At 70.3% G+C, this 15,663-nt stretch carries 15 protein-coding genes; 6 read left to right on the top strand and 9 right to left on the bottom strand.

Features of this window, described 5'->3' with window-relative positions:
* The first annotated feature begins 11 nt into the window (after window positions 1–11).
* A complete protein-coding gene (locus ACWIHT_RS12470; RefSeq protein WP_456167239.1) occupies window positions 12–1,013 on the top strand; it encodes a CHRD domain-containing protein in 1,002 nt (333 codons plus the stop codon).
* A gap of 99 nt (window positions 1,014–1,112) precedes the next feature.
* Here ACWIHT_RS12470 and ACWIHT_RS12465 read toward each other — a convergent pair whose 3' ends face one another.
* The 4 genes from ACWIHT_RS12465 to ACWIHT_RS12450 form a co-directional block, all read right to left on the bottom strand.
* Complete coding sequence (locus ACWIHT_RS12465) at window positions 1,113–3,476, bottom strand: glycosyl hydrolase family 95 catalytic domain-containing protein (protein WP_456167237.1); 2,364 nt, start codon at window positions 3,474–3,476, stop codon at window positions 1,113–1,115.
* A 214-nt stretch (window positions 3,477–3,690) separates the two neighbouring features.
* A complete protein-coding gene (locus tag ACWIHT_RS12460) occupies window positions 3,691–4,596 on the bottom strand; it encodes a DMT family transporter (protein WP_456167235.1) in 906 nt (301 codons plus the stop codon).
* Window positions 4,597–4,687: 91 nt separating this feature from the next.
* The gene (locus tag ACWIHT_RS12455; protein ID WP_456167233.1) at window positions 4,688–5,314 is read right to left on the bottom strand and encodes a dihydrofolate reductase family protein; all 627 of its coding nucleotides are present in this window, start codon (window positions 5,312–5,314) and stop codon (window positions 4,688–4,690) included.
* Window positions 5,315–5,403: 89 nt separating this feature from the next.
* A complete protein-coding gene (locus ACWIHT_RS12450; RefSeq protein ID WP_456167231.1) occupies window positions 5,404–6,219 on the bottom strand; it encodes an AIM24 family protein in 816 nt (271 codons plus the stop codon).
* 100 nt (window positions 6,220–6,319) lie between these two features.
* On the opposite strand from ACWIHT_RS12450, the gene ACWIHT_RS12445 reads away from it, so the two are divergent.
* Complete coding sequence (locus tag ACWIHT_RS12445; RefSeq protein ID WP_456167229.1) at window positions 6,320–7,072, top strand: SDR family oxidoreductase; 753 nt, start codon at window positions 6,320–6,322, stop codon at window positions 7,070–7,072.
* A 191-nt stretch (window positions 7,073–7,263) separates the two neighbouring features.
* Here the strand turns inward: ACWIHT_RS12445 and alc are convergent, their stop codons facing one another.
* Window positions 7,264–8,379 carry an allantoicase gene (gene alc / locus ACWIHT_RS12440; RefSeq protein WP_456167227.1) on the bottom strand — a complete coding sequence of 372 codons (1,116 nt, stop codon included), beginning with the start codon at window positions 8,377–8,379 and terminating at the stop codon, window positions 7,264–7,266.
* Between the two features lie 44 nt (window positions 8,380–8,423).
* Window positions 8,424–9,761: an allantoinase AllB gene (gene allB, locus ACWIHT_RS12435; RefSeq protein ID WP_456167225.1), complete on the bottom strand. Its 1,338-nt coding sequence runs from the start codon at window positions 9,759–9,761 to the stop codon at window positions 8,424–8,426.
* Between the two features lie 281 nt (window positions 9,762–10,042).
* Between allB and ACWIHT_RS12430 the strand changes: the two genes are divergently transcribed.
* Window positions 10,043–10,837 (top strand): IclR family transcriptional regulator, encoded by a 795-nt coding sequence (locus tag ACWIHT_RS12430; RefSeq protein ID WP_456167223.1) that lies wholly within the window; start codon window positions 10,043–10,045, stop codon window positions 10,835–10,837.
* Entirely contained in the window at window positions 10,834–11,520 is a 687-nt protein-coding gene (locus ACWIHT_RS12425) for a DUF6304 family protein (protein ID WP_456167221.1), read from the top strand. The genes ACWIHT_RS12430 and ACWIHT_RS12425 overlap by 4 nt, the downstream gene beginning before the upstream one ends.
* 7 nt (window positions 11,521–11,527) lie before the next feature.
* On the opposite strand, the gene ACWIHT_RS12420 is transcribed toward ACWIHT_RS12425, so the two are convergent.
* On the bottom strand, window positions 11,528–11,848 hold the full coding sequence (locus ACWIHT_RS12420) for a DUF5955 family protein (protein ID WP_456167219.1): 321 nt from the start codon (window positions 11,846–11,848) through the stop codon (window positions 11,528–11,530).
* A 188-nt stretch (window positions 11,849–12,036) separates the two neighbouring features.
* On the opposite strand from ACWIHT_RS12420, the gene ACWIHT_RS12415 reads away from it, so the two are divergent.
* Together ACWIHT_RS12415 and aceB are read left to right on the top strand one after the other, a co-directional pair.
* A complete protein-coding gene (locus tag ACWIHT_RS12415) occupies window positions 12,037–12,636 on the top strand; it encodes a nucleotidyltransferase family protein (protein WP_456167217.1) in 600 nt (199 codons plus the stop codon).
* 187 nt (window positions 12,637–12,823) lie between these two features.
* Window positions 12,824–14,446, top strand: a complete 1,623-nt coding sequence (gene aceB, locus ACWIHT_RS12410; RefSeq protein ID WP_456167215.1) for a malate synthase A — start codon at window positions 12,824–12,826, stop codon at window positions 14,444–14,446.
* A 4-nt stretch (window positions 14,447–14,450) separates the two neighbouring features.
* On the opposite strand, the gene ACWIHT_RS12405 is transcribed toward aceB, so the two are convergent.
* Together ACWIHT_RS12405 and ACWIHT_RS12400 are read right to left on the bottom strand one after the other, a co-directional pair.
* Window positions 14,451–14,732, bottom strand: a complete 282-nt coding sequence (locus ACWIHT_RS12405) for a SelT/SelW/SelH family protein (RefSeq protein ID WP_456167213.1) — start codon at window positions 14,730–14,732, stop codon at window positions 14,451–14,453.
* A 17-nt stretch (window positions 14,733–14,749) separates the two neighbouring features.
* Window positions 14,750–15,661 (bottom strand): HipA family kinase, encoded by a 912-nt coding sequence (locus ACWIHT_RS12400; RefSeq protein WP_456167211.1) that lies wholly within the window; start codon window positions 15,659–15,661, stop codon window positions 14,750–14,752.
* Window positions 15,662–15,663: the final 2 nt, after the last annotated feature.

Here is a 15,663-nt window from a genome sequence, read left to right as displayed (position 1 = left end):
GAACGAGACACATGATGTTCAAGCGATTCGGGACCATCGCCGCGACCGCGATCACCGGCACCCTGCTCCTGACCGCCTGCAACGGCGTGGACGGTGCGGCCGACGCCACCGTGTCCCATCCGGCGGCGGCGGGGGCGACGCAGGCGGCGGGTGCCATCGGCCGCTACTCCCAGAACGCGCCGGGGGCGCGGTACTTCACCACGATCCTCACCGGTGACAACGAGGTGCCCGTCAAGGGCAAGCCGGCGGTGGGCGACAAGGACGGCAGCGCGGTGGCCCTCATGCGGATCCAGGGCGACGAGGTGTCCTTCGCGTTCGCGTGGACGGGCATCGGCACCCCGACCATGGCCCACCTCCACCAGGGTGCGCGGGGCACCAACGGCGACGTGAAGATCCCGTTCTTCATGGAGAAGCTCAAGGGCGGCACGCCGTTCGTGTTCGGCACGGTGAAGGTCAAGGACGCCGACCTGCTGCGGAGCGTCGAGGCGCATCCCGACCGGTTCTACTTCAACCTGCACACCGCCGAGTTCCCCGGCGGCGCGGTCCGCGGACAGGCCGTCGCACTGCCGGGCGCGGTCTCGCTGCCCGACGCCATCCGCCACTCGTCGCTGGCCGGCGTGGTCAAGGGGGCGCAGATCTACGCCTGCACCAAGCAGGAGGACGGTTCCTACGCCTTCACGCAGGACAACGTCGACGCCACTCTCCAGGGCGGCATCCAGCACAGCTTCGCCAAGCACGGCCCGGCCGGCCCGCCGCAGTGGATCGCCCCGGACGGCTCCTCGGTGACCGGGACCGTCGTCAACAAGTTCGACAACGGCAAGGGCAACATCCCCCAACTCCTGCTCCGCGCCCAGCAGACCGGCAAGAGCAAGGGCCTCCTGTCCAAGACCACCTCGGTCCTGCGGCTCAACACCGTCGGCGGCGTGGCCCCGTCCGGCACCTGCAACCCGACCAAGCAGCCCACGGCCCGCGTCCCCTACACGGCCGACTACTTGTTCCTCGCCACGAAGTAATCCCTACCTGGCCGTCCGGCCCGAACACCACCAGGCGATGCGAGTCCCGCGCGGACTCGCATCGCCGCGTGGTTCCGACAACAGACGCTTCACGCCCCACTAAAGGTCGATCTTCACCGACGCCCCCGGCTTGAGGGAGATCTTCCTGCGGACCTTCCCGGCGCGGAGTTCCGTCTCCGTTCCGCCGACGCTTCGGACCGTGACCGTGGTCGCCCTGCCGTCGCGCCAGGAGAAGTCGAGCGTGAATCCGCCGCGGGCGCCGATCCCGGTGACGGAACCCTTCGCCGACCAGGCCTTCGGCAGTGCCGGGAGCAGTTCGAGGACTCCCGGCCTTGAGTACAGGATCATCTCCAGCGCGGCTGCGGGGCCGCCGAGGTTGGCGTCGATCTGGAAGATCGTGTAGCTGCCCTGGCTGTACATGTCGAACCAGTTCGCCGAGGTGCCGTTGCCATTGTTCATCGAGGGGCGCAGCACGGTGAGATAGAGCTGGTAGGCCTTCTCGGCGTCCTTGAGCCGCGACCAGCACAGTGATCGCCAGGCGCAGGCCCAGCCGAAGCTGTCCATTCCCCTGGCGGTGAGCAACGCGCGTACGCCGTCCACGAGTTCGCGCGGACTGGTGTCGACGGAGATCCGGTCGCCGGGGAAGAATCCGATGAGCGGTGACAGATGACGGTGTGTCGTCTCGCCGAGGTTGTCGGGGCTCATCCACTCCTCAAGCCAGCCGGTCTTCGGGCTGACGCGCGGGAGGTGGAGCCGGGCCCGCATCGCATCCAGTTCGGTGGCGAGGTCGGCGTCGAGGCGCAGCGTGCGGGCCGCGACGGCGAACTCCCGGAAGAGTTCCCACGCAAGCTCCTGCCCGTAGGTGTTTCCCTTGCCGTCCGGTCCGTGTTCGGGCGACCAGGAGGTGTCGTCCACCAGGACCTCGCGGGACGAACCGTCCGCGTCGGTGACTTGGGTGGTGATCAGCCGTGCCTTCCAGAACTCGGCGGCCCCCTTGAGGACCGGGTAGATCGTCTCCAGGTACGCGCGGTCCTGGGAGTACTCGTAGTGGCGCCACAGGGTGGCGCAGAGCCAGGCGTTGCCCGAGGGGTGCCAGGCCCAGCCGCTGCCGCCGTAGATGTTGGTGGAGAAGGCGATGGCCCAACCGGCCACGTTTCCCGAGCTGTTGCGGAAACGGTTGTCGGGGCTGTTGAAGAGCCGTCTCGTGACATCGGTCCAGACCGGCAGCTGGGACCGGCAGTAGCGGGCGAGCGCCTCCGCGTTGTCGCCCAGTCCGGCGGGGTCGGCCAGCCAGTAGTTCATCTGCACGTTGATGTCGGTGTGGTAATCGGCGTACCAGTCAGGGGTGTTGTTGTGGATCCACAGCCCCTGGAGGTTCATGGGCAGCCAGTCCCTGGACCCGGTGATGGTCAGGTAGCGGCCGTACTGGACGTAGGCGGCCTCCAACTCCGGGTCCGGGGTGGACGCGTCGGTGTGTCTGACGGCGATGCGCGACCACGAGTCCAGCGACCGCTGCACCGTCGAGGATCTGCCGAGATCGATCGAGAAGCGGTCGTAGAGGCGCCGGTAGTCGGCCACATGGGTGGCGAGCAGCGCGGCACCGGAGACCTTCGCCGCGGCGGCGGTCTTGGCGCGGGCCACCGTGAGCGGGACCAGGGACGGGTCGCGGAAGTCCTTGTCGGCGTCGGGTGCGTAGTCGGTACCCGCGCAGACCACGATCAGCAGTTCGCGGCAGCCGGAGAAGGACAGCTTGCCGTCCTCGGCCCTGATCGTTCCGGTGCCGCTCACGGCGGCCACGGAGGCCGCGTACCGCAGGCCGTTCTTCAGGGTCGCGGCGAACGAGAGCTGCTTCCCGTCCGCCGACGTGGTCTCGCCATGCGTGCCCTCCAGCGAGATCGCACCGGTGTGGCCGCCGCCCCCGGTGAGCCGGACCACGACCACGTCGTCCGGGTGGCTGGCGTAGATCTCCCGGCGGAAACGGGCGCCGCGGTGCTGATAGGTCGCGGACACGACACCGTTGCTCAGGTCGAGGCCGCGCCGGTAGCCGCTGATCTCCTGCGCGGTGTGGCCCGGCAACGTGACGCGGAGTTTGGCCAGCAGTCCGAAACTGCCGAAGTCATCTGCTCCGTACGGAAGTTGACCGTCGCTGGTGGGGGTGTCGTTGCGTCCGCCCGTCCAGAACGAACCGTCCGTGAGGTACACGAAGTCGTCCGCGGGGTCACAGCCGACCAGGGCGCCCAGCCTGCCGTTGCCCACGGGAAGCGCCTCCTGGATGACGCGCGACTCGTCCGCCGGCTGCCGGTACCAGAGGATGGTGGCCTCGGCCTCGGGAACGATGTCCGCGTGCGCGGGACGCTCGGGGGCGGCATGCGCCACGAACGGGGGCAGGCCACCGAAGGCGGCGAGACCACCACCGGCGACACCGGTCAGACGAAGGAAGTCACGACGGGAGGAAGAGGGCACGGCGGATCTCCTCGGGCGAGACGGTCGGGATTAATTCGTAAATTAGTGAGACGTAAATTAGTGAGACGCCGAGGAACAAGCAATGGTCGTGCAGCCAAAAGATCCGACCTCTAGGGCGCCCACTCGGCACCAAAGAGGTGATTGTCGAACGTACCGGGACTATTTATCGGATGAATAACCGATGCCGTTGAGTTGTCCGGTGCGTTTTCCCGAGTCAGCGTGCGGCGCCGCGTCCCCACGCCGTCCCCACCAGGACGAGTACACCGCCCGCCAGCCCGAACGCGCCGAGCCGTTCCCCGCCGAGCGCGATGCCGGCCGCGGCGGCCCACAGGGGCTCGGTGCCGAGCAGCAGGCTGACCCGGGAGGGCGAGGTCCGGCGTACGGCCCACATCTGGACGAAGAAGGCGAACAAGGTGCAGAACACGGACAGGAACAGCAGCCCGGCCCACTCGCGCGGCCCGAAGTCCGCCGCCGTCGCCCACGGTGTGGTGTCGGCACCGGCCGACAGCAGCGCGAACACCCCTACGGCGGCGCCGAGTTGGACGGTCGTCAGGGGCAGCGCGTCGGCGCCCCGCACGGACTTCACGCGGGACATGGCCAGGACGTGCAGGGTGCGGGCGAGGGCCGCGAGGAGCATGAGGAGGTCGCCGAGGGAGGGACGGCTGAAGCCCGCGCCCTGGGTCAGCAGCAGTACGCCGAGCACGGAGAGGGCGGCGGCCCCGAGGAAGGCGCGAGAGGGCCGGGTGCGGGTCACCGCGGCCTCCGCGAGCGGGGTGAAGATCATGGTGAGGCTGATGATGAGACCCGCGTTGGTCGCCGAGGTGTGGACGACGCCGTAGGTCTCCAGGAGGAAGATCCCGGCGAGGATCAGCCCGAGCAGCCCGGCGCCGCGCCACTGGGCGGCCGTCAGGGCGCGCAGCGAGCGGTGGCCGACGACCACCAGGACCGGCAGGACGAGGGCGAAGCGCAGGACCAGGACGGCGAGGACCGTACGGGCGGTGGTGATGTCCTTGGCGGCGAGATAGCTGGCGCCCCAGACCACGGCGACCAGCAGGACGGGCAGGTCGGTCGACCAGGTGCGGCGGGGCGCGACGGCGCGCGGTACGGCGATCGAGGACATGGGGGCGGCTCTCCCGGTCTCCGGCGTAGGGGTGGAGACATCGGCGGCTGCCACACGGAACGATCACCGTACCCGCGCGGACCCCGGCTGACTAGGCGTTTTCCGGGTCGGCGTACGAGCCGTACGCGGGGCGCCCCGCCAGGTCGTACGACTGGATGGAGACCCCGGTGCTGGTGACGGTCCCACCTGTGCGCTTGAAGGCCTTGGGGGTGGTGCCCTCGGGGAACAGGCGAAGGCCGGTGCCGAGTACGACCGGGAAGGTCACCAGGTGGACGGTGTCGAGGAGGTCGAGTTCGAGGAGGGACCGGACGAGGGCGCCGCTGCCGTGCACCTGGAGCTCGCCCTCGGTGCGCTCCTTGAGGGCGGTGACCTCCTTGGCGAGGTCGCCGCCGAGGACGGTGGTGCCGGCCCAGGAGGGATCGGTGAGGGTGGCCGAGGCGACGTATTTCGGGAGGGCGTTCAGCTTGGACGCGATCGGGTCGGCGGGGTCGGTCATGTTCGGCCAGTACGAGGCGAAGATGTCGTAGGTCCGGCGGCCGAGCAGATAGGCGCCGGAGCGGTCGAAGACGTCGACCACGAAGCTGCCGAAGTCGTCGTCGCCGTACACGAAGCTCCAGCCGCCGTGCTCGAAGCCGTCGCGGGTGTCCTCTTCGGGGCCGCCGGGGGCCTGGTAGACGCCGTCGAGGGTGACGAAGATGGTGGAGACGAGCTTGCCCATGTCGGGTGCCTGCTTCCTGCTGCGGGGGTTGGTGTCATCAGCTCAGACCCGGCCCGCCCCCGCAACTCATCGGTCGCCGCTACGACGTCTCACCCGGCGTGGGTCGAGAACATGCCGCCGGTCGGGCCCTGCTTGTCGCCGCCCTGGGCCTTCTTCAGGGCGTTGGCGAGGCTCTCGATGGTGAGGGACTGGAGGATGACGCGGCCGTTGCCCTCCAGGGTGGCCAGGGAGAGGCCCTCGCCGCCGAACACCGCGTTCATCAGGCCCTGGCGGTTGAGGCCGCCGATGCGCTGGACGCCGTACTGGATGCCCTCCTCGAAGGCGACGAGGCAGCCGGTGTCGACCTCGATGCGGCCGCCGAAGTCGGCCGGGTTCAGGTCGATGAAGTTGCCCGCGCCGGCGATGATCACCGTGCCGTGCCCGGTGAACTTCTCCAGGACGAAGCCCTCGCCGCCGCTCATGCCGGTGCGGCCGCCCTGGAAGGCGATGCCGAACTGGACGGTGGACTCGGCCGCCACGAAGGCGTCCTTCTCCGCGAACCACGCGCGCGTGCCGTCCAGTTCCAGGGCGCGCATCTCTCCGGGGAGTACGCCCGCGAAGCCGACGGTGCCCTCGCCGCCCTGGGAGGTGAAGTACTGGAACGCCAGCGACTCGCCCGCGAGCGCGCGCTGGCCGACCTGCATGGCCGTCCCCATGGCCTGCCGGAGGATGCCGCCCATACCGCCGGAACCGGCGCCGCCCTGCTGCTGTCCGGCGCCGGGCGGACCGCTCAGCCGGGTCTCCATGGTCACGTTCGTCGTCTTGAAGAGGAACTTCCCGGCCTCGCAGTACACGGTCTGGCCGGGGTTCAGGTTGACGACCGCCATCTGCATGGCGTTGCCGACGATCTCTTGCTGAAGGGTCACGAGAGGAGAACGCCGGAGGCGGCGGAATCAGTTCCGGCCGCACGAGGTCGGCGTCCGTTCGCCGCCAGCACGCGGGGGCGCCGACCGCTGAGATGGGCTCATGACAACGACTTACGGAACCTTGAACGGCCAGGTCGCCCTGGTCACCGGCGGCAGCCGCGGCATCGGCGCGGCGACGGCGCTACGGCTGGCACGGGACGGCGCGGACGTGGCCGTCACGTATGTGGAGGGCAAGGAGGCGGCCGAGGACGTCGTAGGGCGGATCGCAGCCCTGGGACGGCGGGCGATCGCGTTGCGCGCGGACTCCGCGGACGCCGTCGAGGCGGCGGGCGCGGTGGGGCGTACGGCGGAGGCCCTGGGTGGGCTCGATGTGCTGGTGAACAACGTGGGGGTGGGTGTGCTCGGTCCGTTGGACGGGCTGTCCCTCGCCGATGTGGACCGGGTCCTCGCGGTGAACGTCCGCGGGGTGTTCCTGACCTCGCAGGCGGCTGCCGCGCGGATGTCGTCCGGGGGACGGATCATCACGATCGGCACGTGCATGACGCAGCGGGTGCCGGGGCCCGGTGGGACGCTCTACGCGACCAGCAAGTCGGCGCTGATCGGCCTGACCAAGGCACTCGCCCGTGAGCTGGGCGGACGCGGGATCACCGCGAACATCGTCCACCCGGGACCCACGGACACCGACATGAACCCGGCGGACGGGCCGTACGCGGCCCACCAGGCGGCCACGACGGCGTTGGGGCGGTTCGGGACGGCGGACGAGGTGGCGTCGATGGTCGCGTATCTGGCGGGCGCGGATGCGGACTACGTCACGGGGGCGGAGTTCGCGGTGGACGGCGGGCACGCGGCGTGAGCCTCCGGCGGTTGGCCGGGTATGTGCGGGTGCATTGGGGCGCGCGTCCCCGGGGGCCGCGCCCCCGGACCCCGCCGCGCCCCCGGACCCCGCTGCGCCCCCAGACCCCGCGTCGGCCCTGAAGGGGCCTCGTCCTCAAGCGCCGGGCGGGCTGAGAATCCCCGCCCGGCGCTCCGCCCGGCGCTCCTGACTCAGCCGCCCAGCTCCTGATGCCGCGCAGCCAGCGTCGCCGCCCCCTGGTCCGTCAGCGAACCGAACAACCGCAGCCGCGATATCCCGCCGTCGGGATAGATGTCCACGCGCGCGTGCGTCCCGATCGCCGGGGTCGGGAGGACGAAGCGGTGGTTCGTGTCGGGCTGGAGGCGGGTGCGCGGGAGGATCTCGTGCCAGTCGCCGGACTCGCCGTCGCGTACCGACACCGACGCCCAGCCCGCGCTGTTGCCCTTCAGGTACGCCGTGTCGATCTCGACGGCGCGGATCTGGGACTGGGCGGCCAGGGCGTAGCGGATCCAGTCGTTGCCCCGGTCGCGGCGGCGGCGGGTCTCCCAGCCGTCGTCCATCTTGCGGGAGCGGCCGGGCTGGATGGTGTTGGTGGCGGGTGAGTAGAAGAGGTTGGAGGCGTCCTCGGCCCGGCCGCCGTTCTCCAGGGCGACCACGTCGAACGTGCCCAGCGCCGCCAGCCAGTTGGGATCCGGTACGACCTCGCCGTGGACCCGCAGGCGCGCGATGCCGCCGTCGGGGTGCTGGTTGACGCGGAGGTGGGTGAAGCGCTGTTCGACCGAGATGGCGAAGCCGTTCGCCGCGTGGCCGCCGACCGGCGTGCGCGGGATCAGGGTCGTCCACTTCACGTCGTCGGAGAGCAGGTCCTCGGGGGACGGGGAGCCCGGCAGCGACGTGCCCTCGACCGATACCGCCTGCGGGTAGTTGCCGCGGAAGTGCGCCGTGTCGACCACGATGCCCCGGATGACGCCGGGCGCGCCGAGCCTGACCAGTGCCCAGTCGTGGTCCTCGGCCGTCGGCCAGGGGTGCTCGGCCGAGGCGCCGCGGCGGCGGCGGGTCTCCCAGCCGTCCATGATCTTGCCCTTGTGGCCGAAGTGCTCGGGGTCGAACTCGGCGGGCCCGGGCACGAGGAGGTTCTCGCGCTGGGCGAAGAACTCGTCGTTGGCGGCGATGACTCCGGCGCCGAGCTGCCGGTCGGCGAGGTTGGCGTACTGGGTGAAGAGGAAGTCGGCCGTGCGGTAGTCCGCGTACGGGTCGCCGCCTCCGTAGGGGTTCGCGTCGCCGGTGAAATGGGGAATCGCCGTCACTGAATGTGCCTTTCGGGAGTCGGCCGCTGCGGGTGCGGGGGGAATCAGGGGGTAGGAGTGAGGAGTTGGCCCTTCGGGTCGGTGAACTCGCCGTCCAGCACGATGCGTTCGCCGCGCAGCCAGGTCGACTTCACGACGCCGCTGAGGGTCTTCCCGGCGTACGCCGTCACGCGGTTGCGGTGGTGGAGGGCGGCCGGGTCCACAGTGAACGTCTCGTCGGGCGCGAGGACCGCGAAGTCGGCGTCGCGGCCCGCCTCGATCGCGCCCTTCTGGTCAAGTCCCGCCAGCCCGGCCGTCCTTGACGACATCCAGCGGACCACGTCCTCAAGGCCGTGGCCCCGCTTGCGCGCCTCCGTCCACACCGCCGCGAGGCTCAGTTGGAGGCCGGAGATGCCGCCCCACGCGGTGGCGAAGTCGGCGGTCTTGAGGTCGGCCGTGGAGGGTGAGTGGTCCGTGACCACGCAGTCGATCGTGCCGTCGGCCAGCGCCTGCCACAGCAGGTCCTGGTTGGCGGACTCGCGGATGGGCGGGCAGCACTTGAACTCGCTTGCGCCGTCCGGGACTTCCTCCGCCGTGAGGGTCAGGTAGTGGGGGCACGTCTCCACCGTGATGCGGACGCCCTCGGCCTTGGCGGCGGCGATCAGCGGCAGCGCGTCGGAGGAGGAGAGGTGCAGGACGTGCACGCGCGCGTCGAGGCGCTTGGCGGCGGCGATCAGTCCCGCGATGGCCGTGTCCTCGGCGTCGCGGGGGCGGCTGGCGAGGAAGTCGGCGTACTTGGGGCCGCCCTGCTGCGGGGCCGCCTCCAGGTGGTGCGGGTCCTCCGCGTGCACGATGAGCAGGCCGCCGAAACCGGCGATCTCCGCGAGGGAGCGGGCCAGTTGATCCTGGTCGAGGTGCGGGAACTCGTCCACGCCGGACGGGGACAGGAACGCCTTGAAGCCGAAGACTCCGGCGTCGTGCAGCGGGCGCAGGTCCTTGACGTTGTCGGGCAGGGCGCCGCCCCAGAAGCCGACGTCGATGTGGGCCTTGGTCGCGGCGACCTCCTGCTTGGTGCGGAGGTTGTCCACCGTCGTCGTCGGCGGGAGGGAGTTGAGCGGCATGTCGATCAGGGTGGTGATGCCGCCGGCCGCCGCCGCGCGCGTGGCGGTCCAGAAGCCCTCCCAGTGGGTGCGGCCCGGGTCGTTCACATGCACATGGGTGTCGACCAGACCGGGCAGCAGGACGTCGTCGCCGAAGTCCTCGAACCGCGCGCCGGGCGGGACTTGGGCGTCGTAGGGGAGAACTGCCGTGATCTTTCCGCCGGTTACCGCGACCGCCGCGGCGCGTGTTCCCTCGGGAGTGATGACTCGCCTGGAGCGCACCACCAGTTCAGCGTCGGACACCCGGACCCCTCTCTGCCACCGTCGTCGCCTCCGTTACTTGCGGGAAACGGGATTTACGTCCACGTAACGGAATTCAACGTTCTGTTGAAGGAGTCTTCACTCCGGCTCCCGTACCGTCAAGGGCACACCTCTTCGCGATGTGCCGCACGCGCACACTCTGGATGTTTCCACAAAGCGGAAGTAGACTTCCGGCAAGCAGAACGTAGCTACGCACCGGCGGGGAGTCAACCGGCCCCCGGGTAGGCTTCAGCCCTTCCCGCCCGTGCCGAAAGGAACGCGCCGTGCCGCCGTCCAGCGCCAGCAGCACCGACTCCACCAAGTCCGCCACGGGTGGTGTCCAGTCCCTTGAGCGCGCCTTCGACCTGCTGGAGCGGATGGCCGACGCGGGCGGTGAGGTCGGCCTGAGCGAGCTCTCCGCGAGCAGCGGACTGCCGCTGCCCACCATCCACCGGCTGATGCGCACGCTGGTGGTCTGCGGTTACGTCCGCCAGCAGGCCAACCGGCGGTACGCCCTCGGCCCGCGCCTGATCCGGCTCGGCGAGTCCGCGTCCCGGCTGCTCGGCACCTGGGCCCGCCCCTACCTCGCCCGGCTCGTCGAGGAGACCGGCGAGACGGCGAACATGGCACTGCTCGACGGCGACGAGATCGTGTACGTCGCGCAGGTGCCGTCCAAGCACTCGATGCGGATGTTCACCGAGGTCGGCCGGCGCGTGCTGCCGCACTCCACGGGCGTCGGCAAGGCGCTGCTCGCCAACACCCCGAACCACGAGGTGCGCGCGCTGCTCTCCCGTACCGGCATGCCTGCGGCGACCGAGAAGACGATCACCACGCCGGAGGGCTTCCTCGCGGCCCTGGAGGACGTGCGCCGTCTCGGCTACGCGATCGACGACAACGAGCAGGAGATCGGCGTCCGCTGCCTCGCGGTCTCCGTGCCCAACTCCCCCACCGCCGCCGCGATTTCGATCTCGGGTCCGGCGGGCCGGGTCACCGAGTCGGCGACCGAGAAGATCGTGCCGATCCTCCAGCAGGTGGCCGTCGAACTGTCGGAGGCGCTCGCCAGCCAGAACCCCGCGTGAGCGCCGTGCAGCGCTGGCCCGGGCGGTACACCGACCGGCACGGCAGCGAGGCGGTCGTGTTCGTGCACGACGGCGCGGGGCCGATCCGCACCACCATCCGTGGCGTCCCCTTCGAGGGCGACGACATGGACGATCTGGGCGCGCTCGGCGGTGAGCCGCCGGAGAAGATGTTCTCCTTCTCCCACGGGGGACTGTGCGAGTGCCTCCTGGAGTGGGAGGTTCCGCTGCCCGTCGAGATCGAGGGACAGGGCGTACTTACGGCGGTGCTGCACTGCGCGTTGCGCCTCGGCTCGGCCGGTCCCAGGGGCGGCCTCGACGAGGAGACGCTGACCACCACCCTGCGCCTCGACGGCCGCGAGTACCGCAACGACGGCGACGGCTACTTCGAGGAGGCTCTGAACGAACTCCAGCGGCGACTGCCGGACGGGACGCGGCTGCGGGCCTGCGTCGCGTGCGCGTGGTCCGACTACCACCCGGTGGGGCACGGGCTGATGGGCGGACTGGCCTGCTTCCGAGGCGCCAAGGACATCTACCGGCTGGTCGAGGGCAAGTACGGCCCGAACAACATCGGCGACGCCTGGGAGAAGCTCACCGAGTTCGTACAGGAGACCTGGCTGTGCGGGGAGTTCGAGCAGCGGCCCGCCGACGCGGGCTACCGGGGATCGTTCCCGTCGAGCCCTTGATGTTGAACTAGCGCTGTCCGCCCCGGGGTTGACCGAACAGATCCACGGCGTCGCGTACGTCCGTCAGCCCCCGCGCGAGCGCGCTCACCGAGCCGATCGCGCCGGCGATGAGGAGCAACGAGCGGCGCAGGCGCGGGATTTCGGGGATGCCGTCGATGGTCATCGCGGCCAGCGCCGCGAGTTCGTCCTCGGCGATGACACGGTCGGGGAACTCGGCCGGATGCGCGGCCAGTTCGCGGCGCAACCGGGACACCGCGGTCCGCAGTTCCGCCACCCTCGGATCCTCGTCGCTGCCGGTCACTGACCTCTGCCCCAAGCTCCGCAACACAGCTCTCCCCCCTCGCACGCCTTCGTGCGCAAGAACTTCGTGATCCCGCCGCGCACCCCGCGACACTGGTCGGGCACCGAGGGACGCGGGTCAGTAAACGCCACCCGGTACGGGCTGCGCCACTCCACGGACCGAAATTAAGTCGGAGGATTCCGTGCCGTCGCCGCCCGGTCAGGTATGCAGGAGGTATGACGCGAAACGAAGACCAGGTGGCCGGGCTGCTGCTCGCCGCCGGGGGCGGCCGACGGCTCGGCGGGCGGCCCAAGGCGCTGCTGGAACACCGGGGGCGGCCCCTCGTGGAACACGCGGTCGGGGTGCTGCGCACGGCCGGGCTCAGCCGCGTCCACGTGGTCCTGGGGGCGCGCGCCGACGCCGTACGGGAGCGGGCGGAGCTGGCCGGGTGTGTGGTCGTGGAGAACCCGGAGTGGGAGCGGGGGATGGGGTCCTCGCTGCGGGCCGGGCTCGATTCGCTGGCCGGTACGGGGGCGCGGGCGGTGCTCGTGTCGCTCGTGGACCAGCCCGGGATCGGTGCGGAGGCGGTGGCGCGGGTGCTGGCGGCCTATCGCTCCGAGGACTCGCTCGTCTCGGCCGCCTACGACGGGGTACGCGGGCATCCGGTGCTGTTCGGGGCCGCGCACTGGGCCGGGATCGCCGAGAGCGCGACCGGGGACCGGGGGGCGCGTGCCTACCTCAAGGCGCACGCGGACGCGGTCTCACTCGTCGAGTGCGGGGATGCGGCCGAGCCGTACGACATCGACACTGAGGCGGATCTCGTCCACCTTGAGTGAACGGGGTGACACTGAGCGCCACTTTGGCTCGATACGGAGAATCTCGACGTCAACAAACCATTGAACTTCCACGATGAGGAAACTAGTATCCACTGTTCAGAAGCGCCCGGCGGCCCCTCGGGTGCTCTCCGTCCTACCCGGGTCATCTGGCACCCGGTGCCACGCTCGCTGAAGGAAGTGACAGTTCATGTCCGCACCAGCGCCGTCCTCGCCGGTCGTCGTCGACGCCGAACCGCTGCCCCGGCAGGAGGAGGTCCTCACCGCCGAGGCCCTCGCCTTCGTGGCCGAGCTGCATCGCCGGTTCACGCCCCGGCGGGCCGGACTCCTCGCCCGCCGGGCCGAGCGCCGCGCGGAGATCGCCCGTACCTCCACGCTCGACTTCCTCCCTGAGACCGCCGCGATCCGCGCGGACGACTCCTGGAAGGTGGCCCCCTCCCCCGCCGCGCTGAACGACCGGCGGGTGGAGATCACCGGCCCCACCGACCGCAAGATGACGATCAACGCCCTCAACTCGGGCGCGAGGATCTGGCTCGCGGACTTCGAGGACGCCTCGGCGCCGACGTGGGAGAACGTCGTCACGGGCCAGCTCAACCTGATTGACGCCTACACCCGCGCGATCGACTTCACCGACCCCAACTCCGGTAAGTCGTACGCCTTGAAGGCCGATGCCGAGCTGGCGACCGTCGTCATGCGGCCTCGCGGCTGGCACCTCAACGAGCGGCACCTGCTGGTGGACGGTGAGCAAGTCCCGGGCGCCTTCGTGGACTTCGGGCTGTACTTCTTCCACAACGCGCAAAGGCTGCTGGACCTGGGCAAGGGACCGTACTTCTACCTCCCGAAGACCGAGTCACATCTCGAAGCACGCCTGTGGAACGACGTGTTCGTCTTCGCACAGGACTACGTCGGCGTCCCGCAGGGCACCGTCCGCGCGACCGTGCTGATCGAGACGATCACGGCGGCGTACGAGATGGAGGAGATCCTCTACGAACTCCGCGACCACGCCTCGGGGTTGAACGCGGGCCGCTGGGACTACCTGTTCTCCATCGTGAAGAACTTCCGTGACGGCGGGCCCAAGTTCGTGCTCCCGGACCGCAACGCCGTGACGATGACAGCCCCGTTCATGCGGGCGTACACCGAACTCCTCGTGCGTACCTGCCACAAGCGCGGGGCGCACGCGATCGGCGGCATGGCGGCGTTCATCCCGTCCCGCCGTGACGAGGCGGTCAACAAGGTCGCGTTCGAGAAGGTCAAGGCGGACAAGGACCGTGAGGCGGGCGACGGTTTCGACGGGTCCTGGGTGGCCCACCCGGACCTGGTGCCGATCGCCCTGGCCTCCTTCGACGCGGTGCTCGGCAAGAGGCCGAACCAGAAGGACCGGTTGCGCGAGGACGTCGACGTCAAGGCCGCCGACCTGATCGCCGTCGACTCGCTGCACGCGAAGCCGACGTACCCGGGACTCGTCAACGCCGTTCAGGTGGGCATCCGTTACATCGAGGCGTGGCTGCGCGGGCTCGGCGCGGTCGCCATCTTCAACCTGATGGAGGACGCGGCCACCGCCGAGATCTCGCGTTCGCAGATCTGGCAGTGGATCAACGCGGACGTCGAGTTCGAGAACGGCGAGAAGGCGACTCCCGAGCTGGCGCGCAGGATCGCCGCCGAGGAGCTGGCGAACATCCGTGCCGAGATCGGCGCGGACGCCTTCGCCGCGGGCCACTGGCAGCAGGCCCACGACCTGCTCCTTGAGGTCGCGCTCGACGCCGACTACGCGGACTTCCTGACCCTGCCGGCGTACGAGCAGCTCAAGGGCTGAGCCCTCAGGAGGCGGCGGGCCTGTCCGAGTGGCCCAGGGATCTTCCCGGGGCCACTCGGTCGCGTACGAGCTGCTTCACGGCCGTGGGCTCCGGGAAGCCCTGCTCGCGGCGGTCCCACACGACCTCGTCGTTGACACGGACGACGAAGACTCCGCCGGTGCCGGGCTTCAGTGCCAGTTCCGTCAACTCGGTCTCGAAGGTGGTCAACAGCTCCTGCGCCAGCCAGGCCGCGCGCGGCAGCCAACGGCACTGGGTGCAGTACTCGATCTCGACTCGCTGCGTCATGCCCGTCGTCTTCCCCGTCATCCCAGGTGTACCGACCAATCCTGTTCCGCCGCCGGCTTGCCGTGCAGGTCGGGGACCCGCTTGAGCCAACTCGGGCGGCCCTGCTGTGTCTTCGCCGCGCGGAGAGCCTCCTCCGCGGCGCGTTCCTCCCCGCTGGGGAAGTCGGTGGGGAGCCAGGCCGCGGATGCCTTCACGCGCGCGTGGAGGTAGGCGACGTACGCCTCCCGGACGGCGCCGGGGGTCGCGGGTCCCAGTTCGTCGGCCAGCCAGGCGTCCGGCACCTCGGCCACGATGCGGCGCAGCAGTTCCCCGGTCATCCTGGGGGCCAGCTCGGCGTCGGCGGCACGGGTGTCGGGGGCGTAGTGGCCGAGGGCGTGGTGGCGGAAGTCGTAGGCCTTCGCGGGGTCGGCGCCGTCCCAGCGGTGGTGGAAGACGAGGGCGGCGCCGTGGTCGATGAGCCACAGGCGCGGGGGTGCGATGCCGAGGGTGGGCCAGATCATCAGGTTCGAACTGTGCACCGTGCGGTCGACGTTGACGGTCAGCGCGTCGAGCCAGACGATCCTCCCGGCCTCCAGCGGGTCGACCGTGCAGCGCGCGGCGACCTCCGGGGTGAAGTCCCGCGCGCCCGGCAGATAGTCCATGCCGAGGTTCAGGCCCGCGCTCGCCCGGTGCAGGTCCCGGACCTCCTGGTGCGGTTCCTCGTCGGCGATCTCCGGATCGAAGTGCACGAGCACCAGCTCGGGAAAGCGCAGTCCGAGCGCGCGGGCCAGCTCCCCGACGATCACTTCGGCGACCAGCGCCTTGCGGCCCTGCGCGGAGCCGGTGAACTTCACGACGTAGGTACCGAGGTCGTCGGCCTCCACGACTCCGGGGACGGAGCCGCCGGAGCGCAGGGGCTCCACGTAGTGGGTTGCCGTGACCTCTCTCATGA

Source organism: Streptomyces sp. NPDC002276, assembly GCF_053891435.1.
Note: the sequence above shows the minus strand (reverse complement) of the source record. Positions and strands in the feature narration are given on the sequence as shown.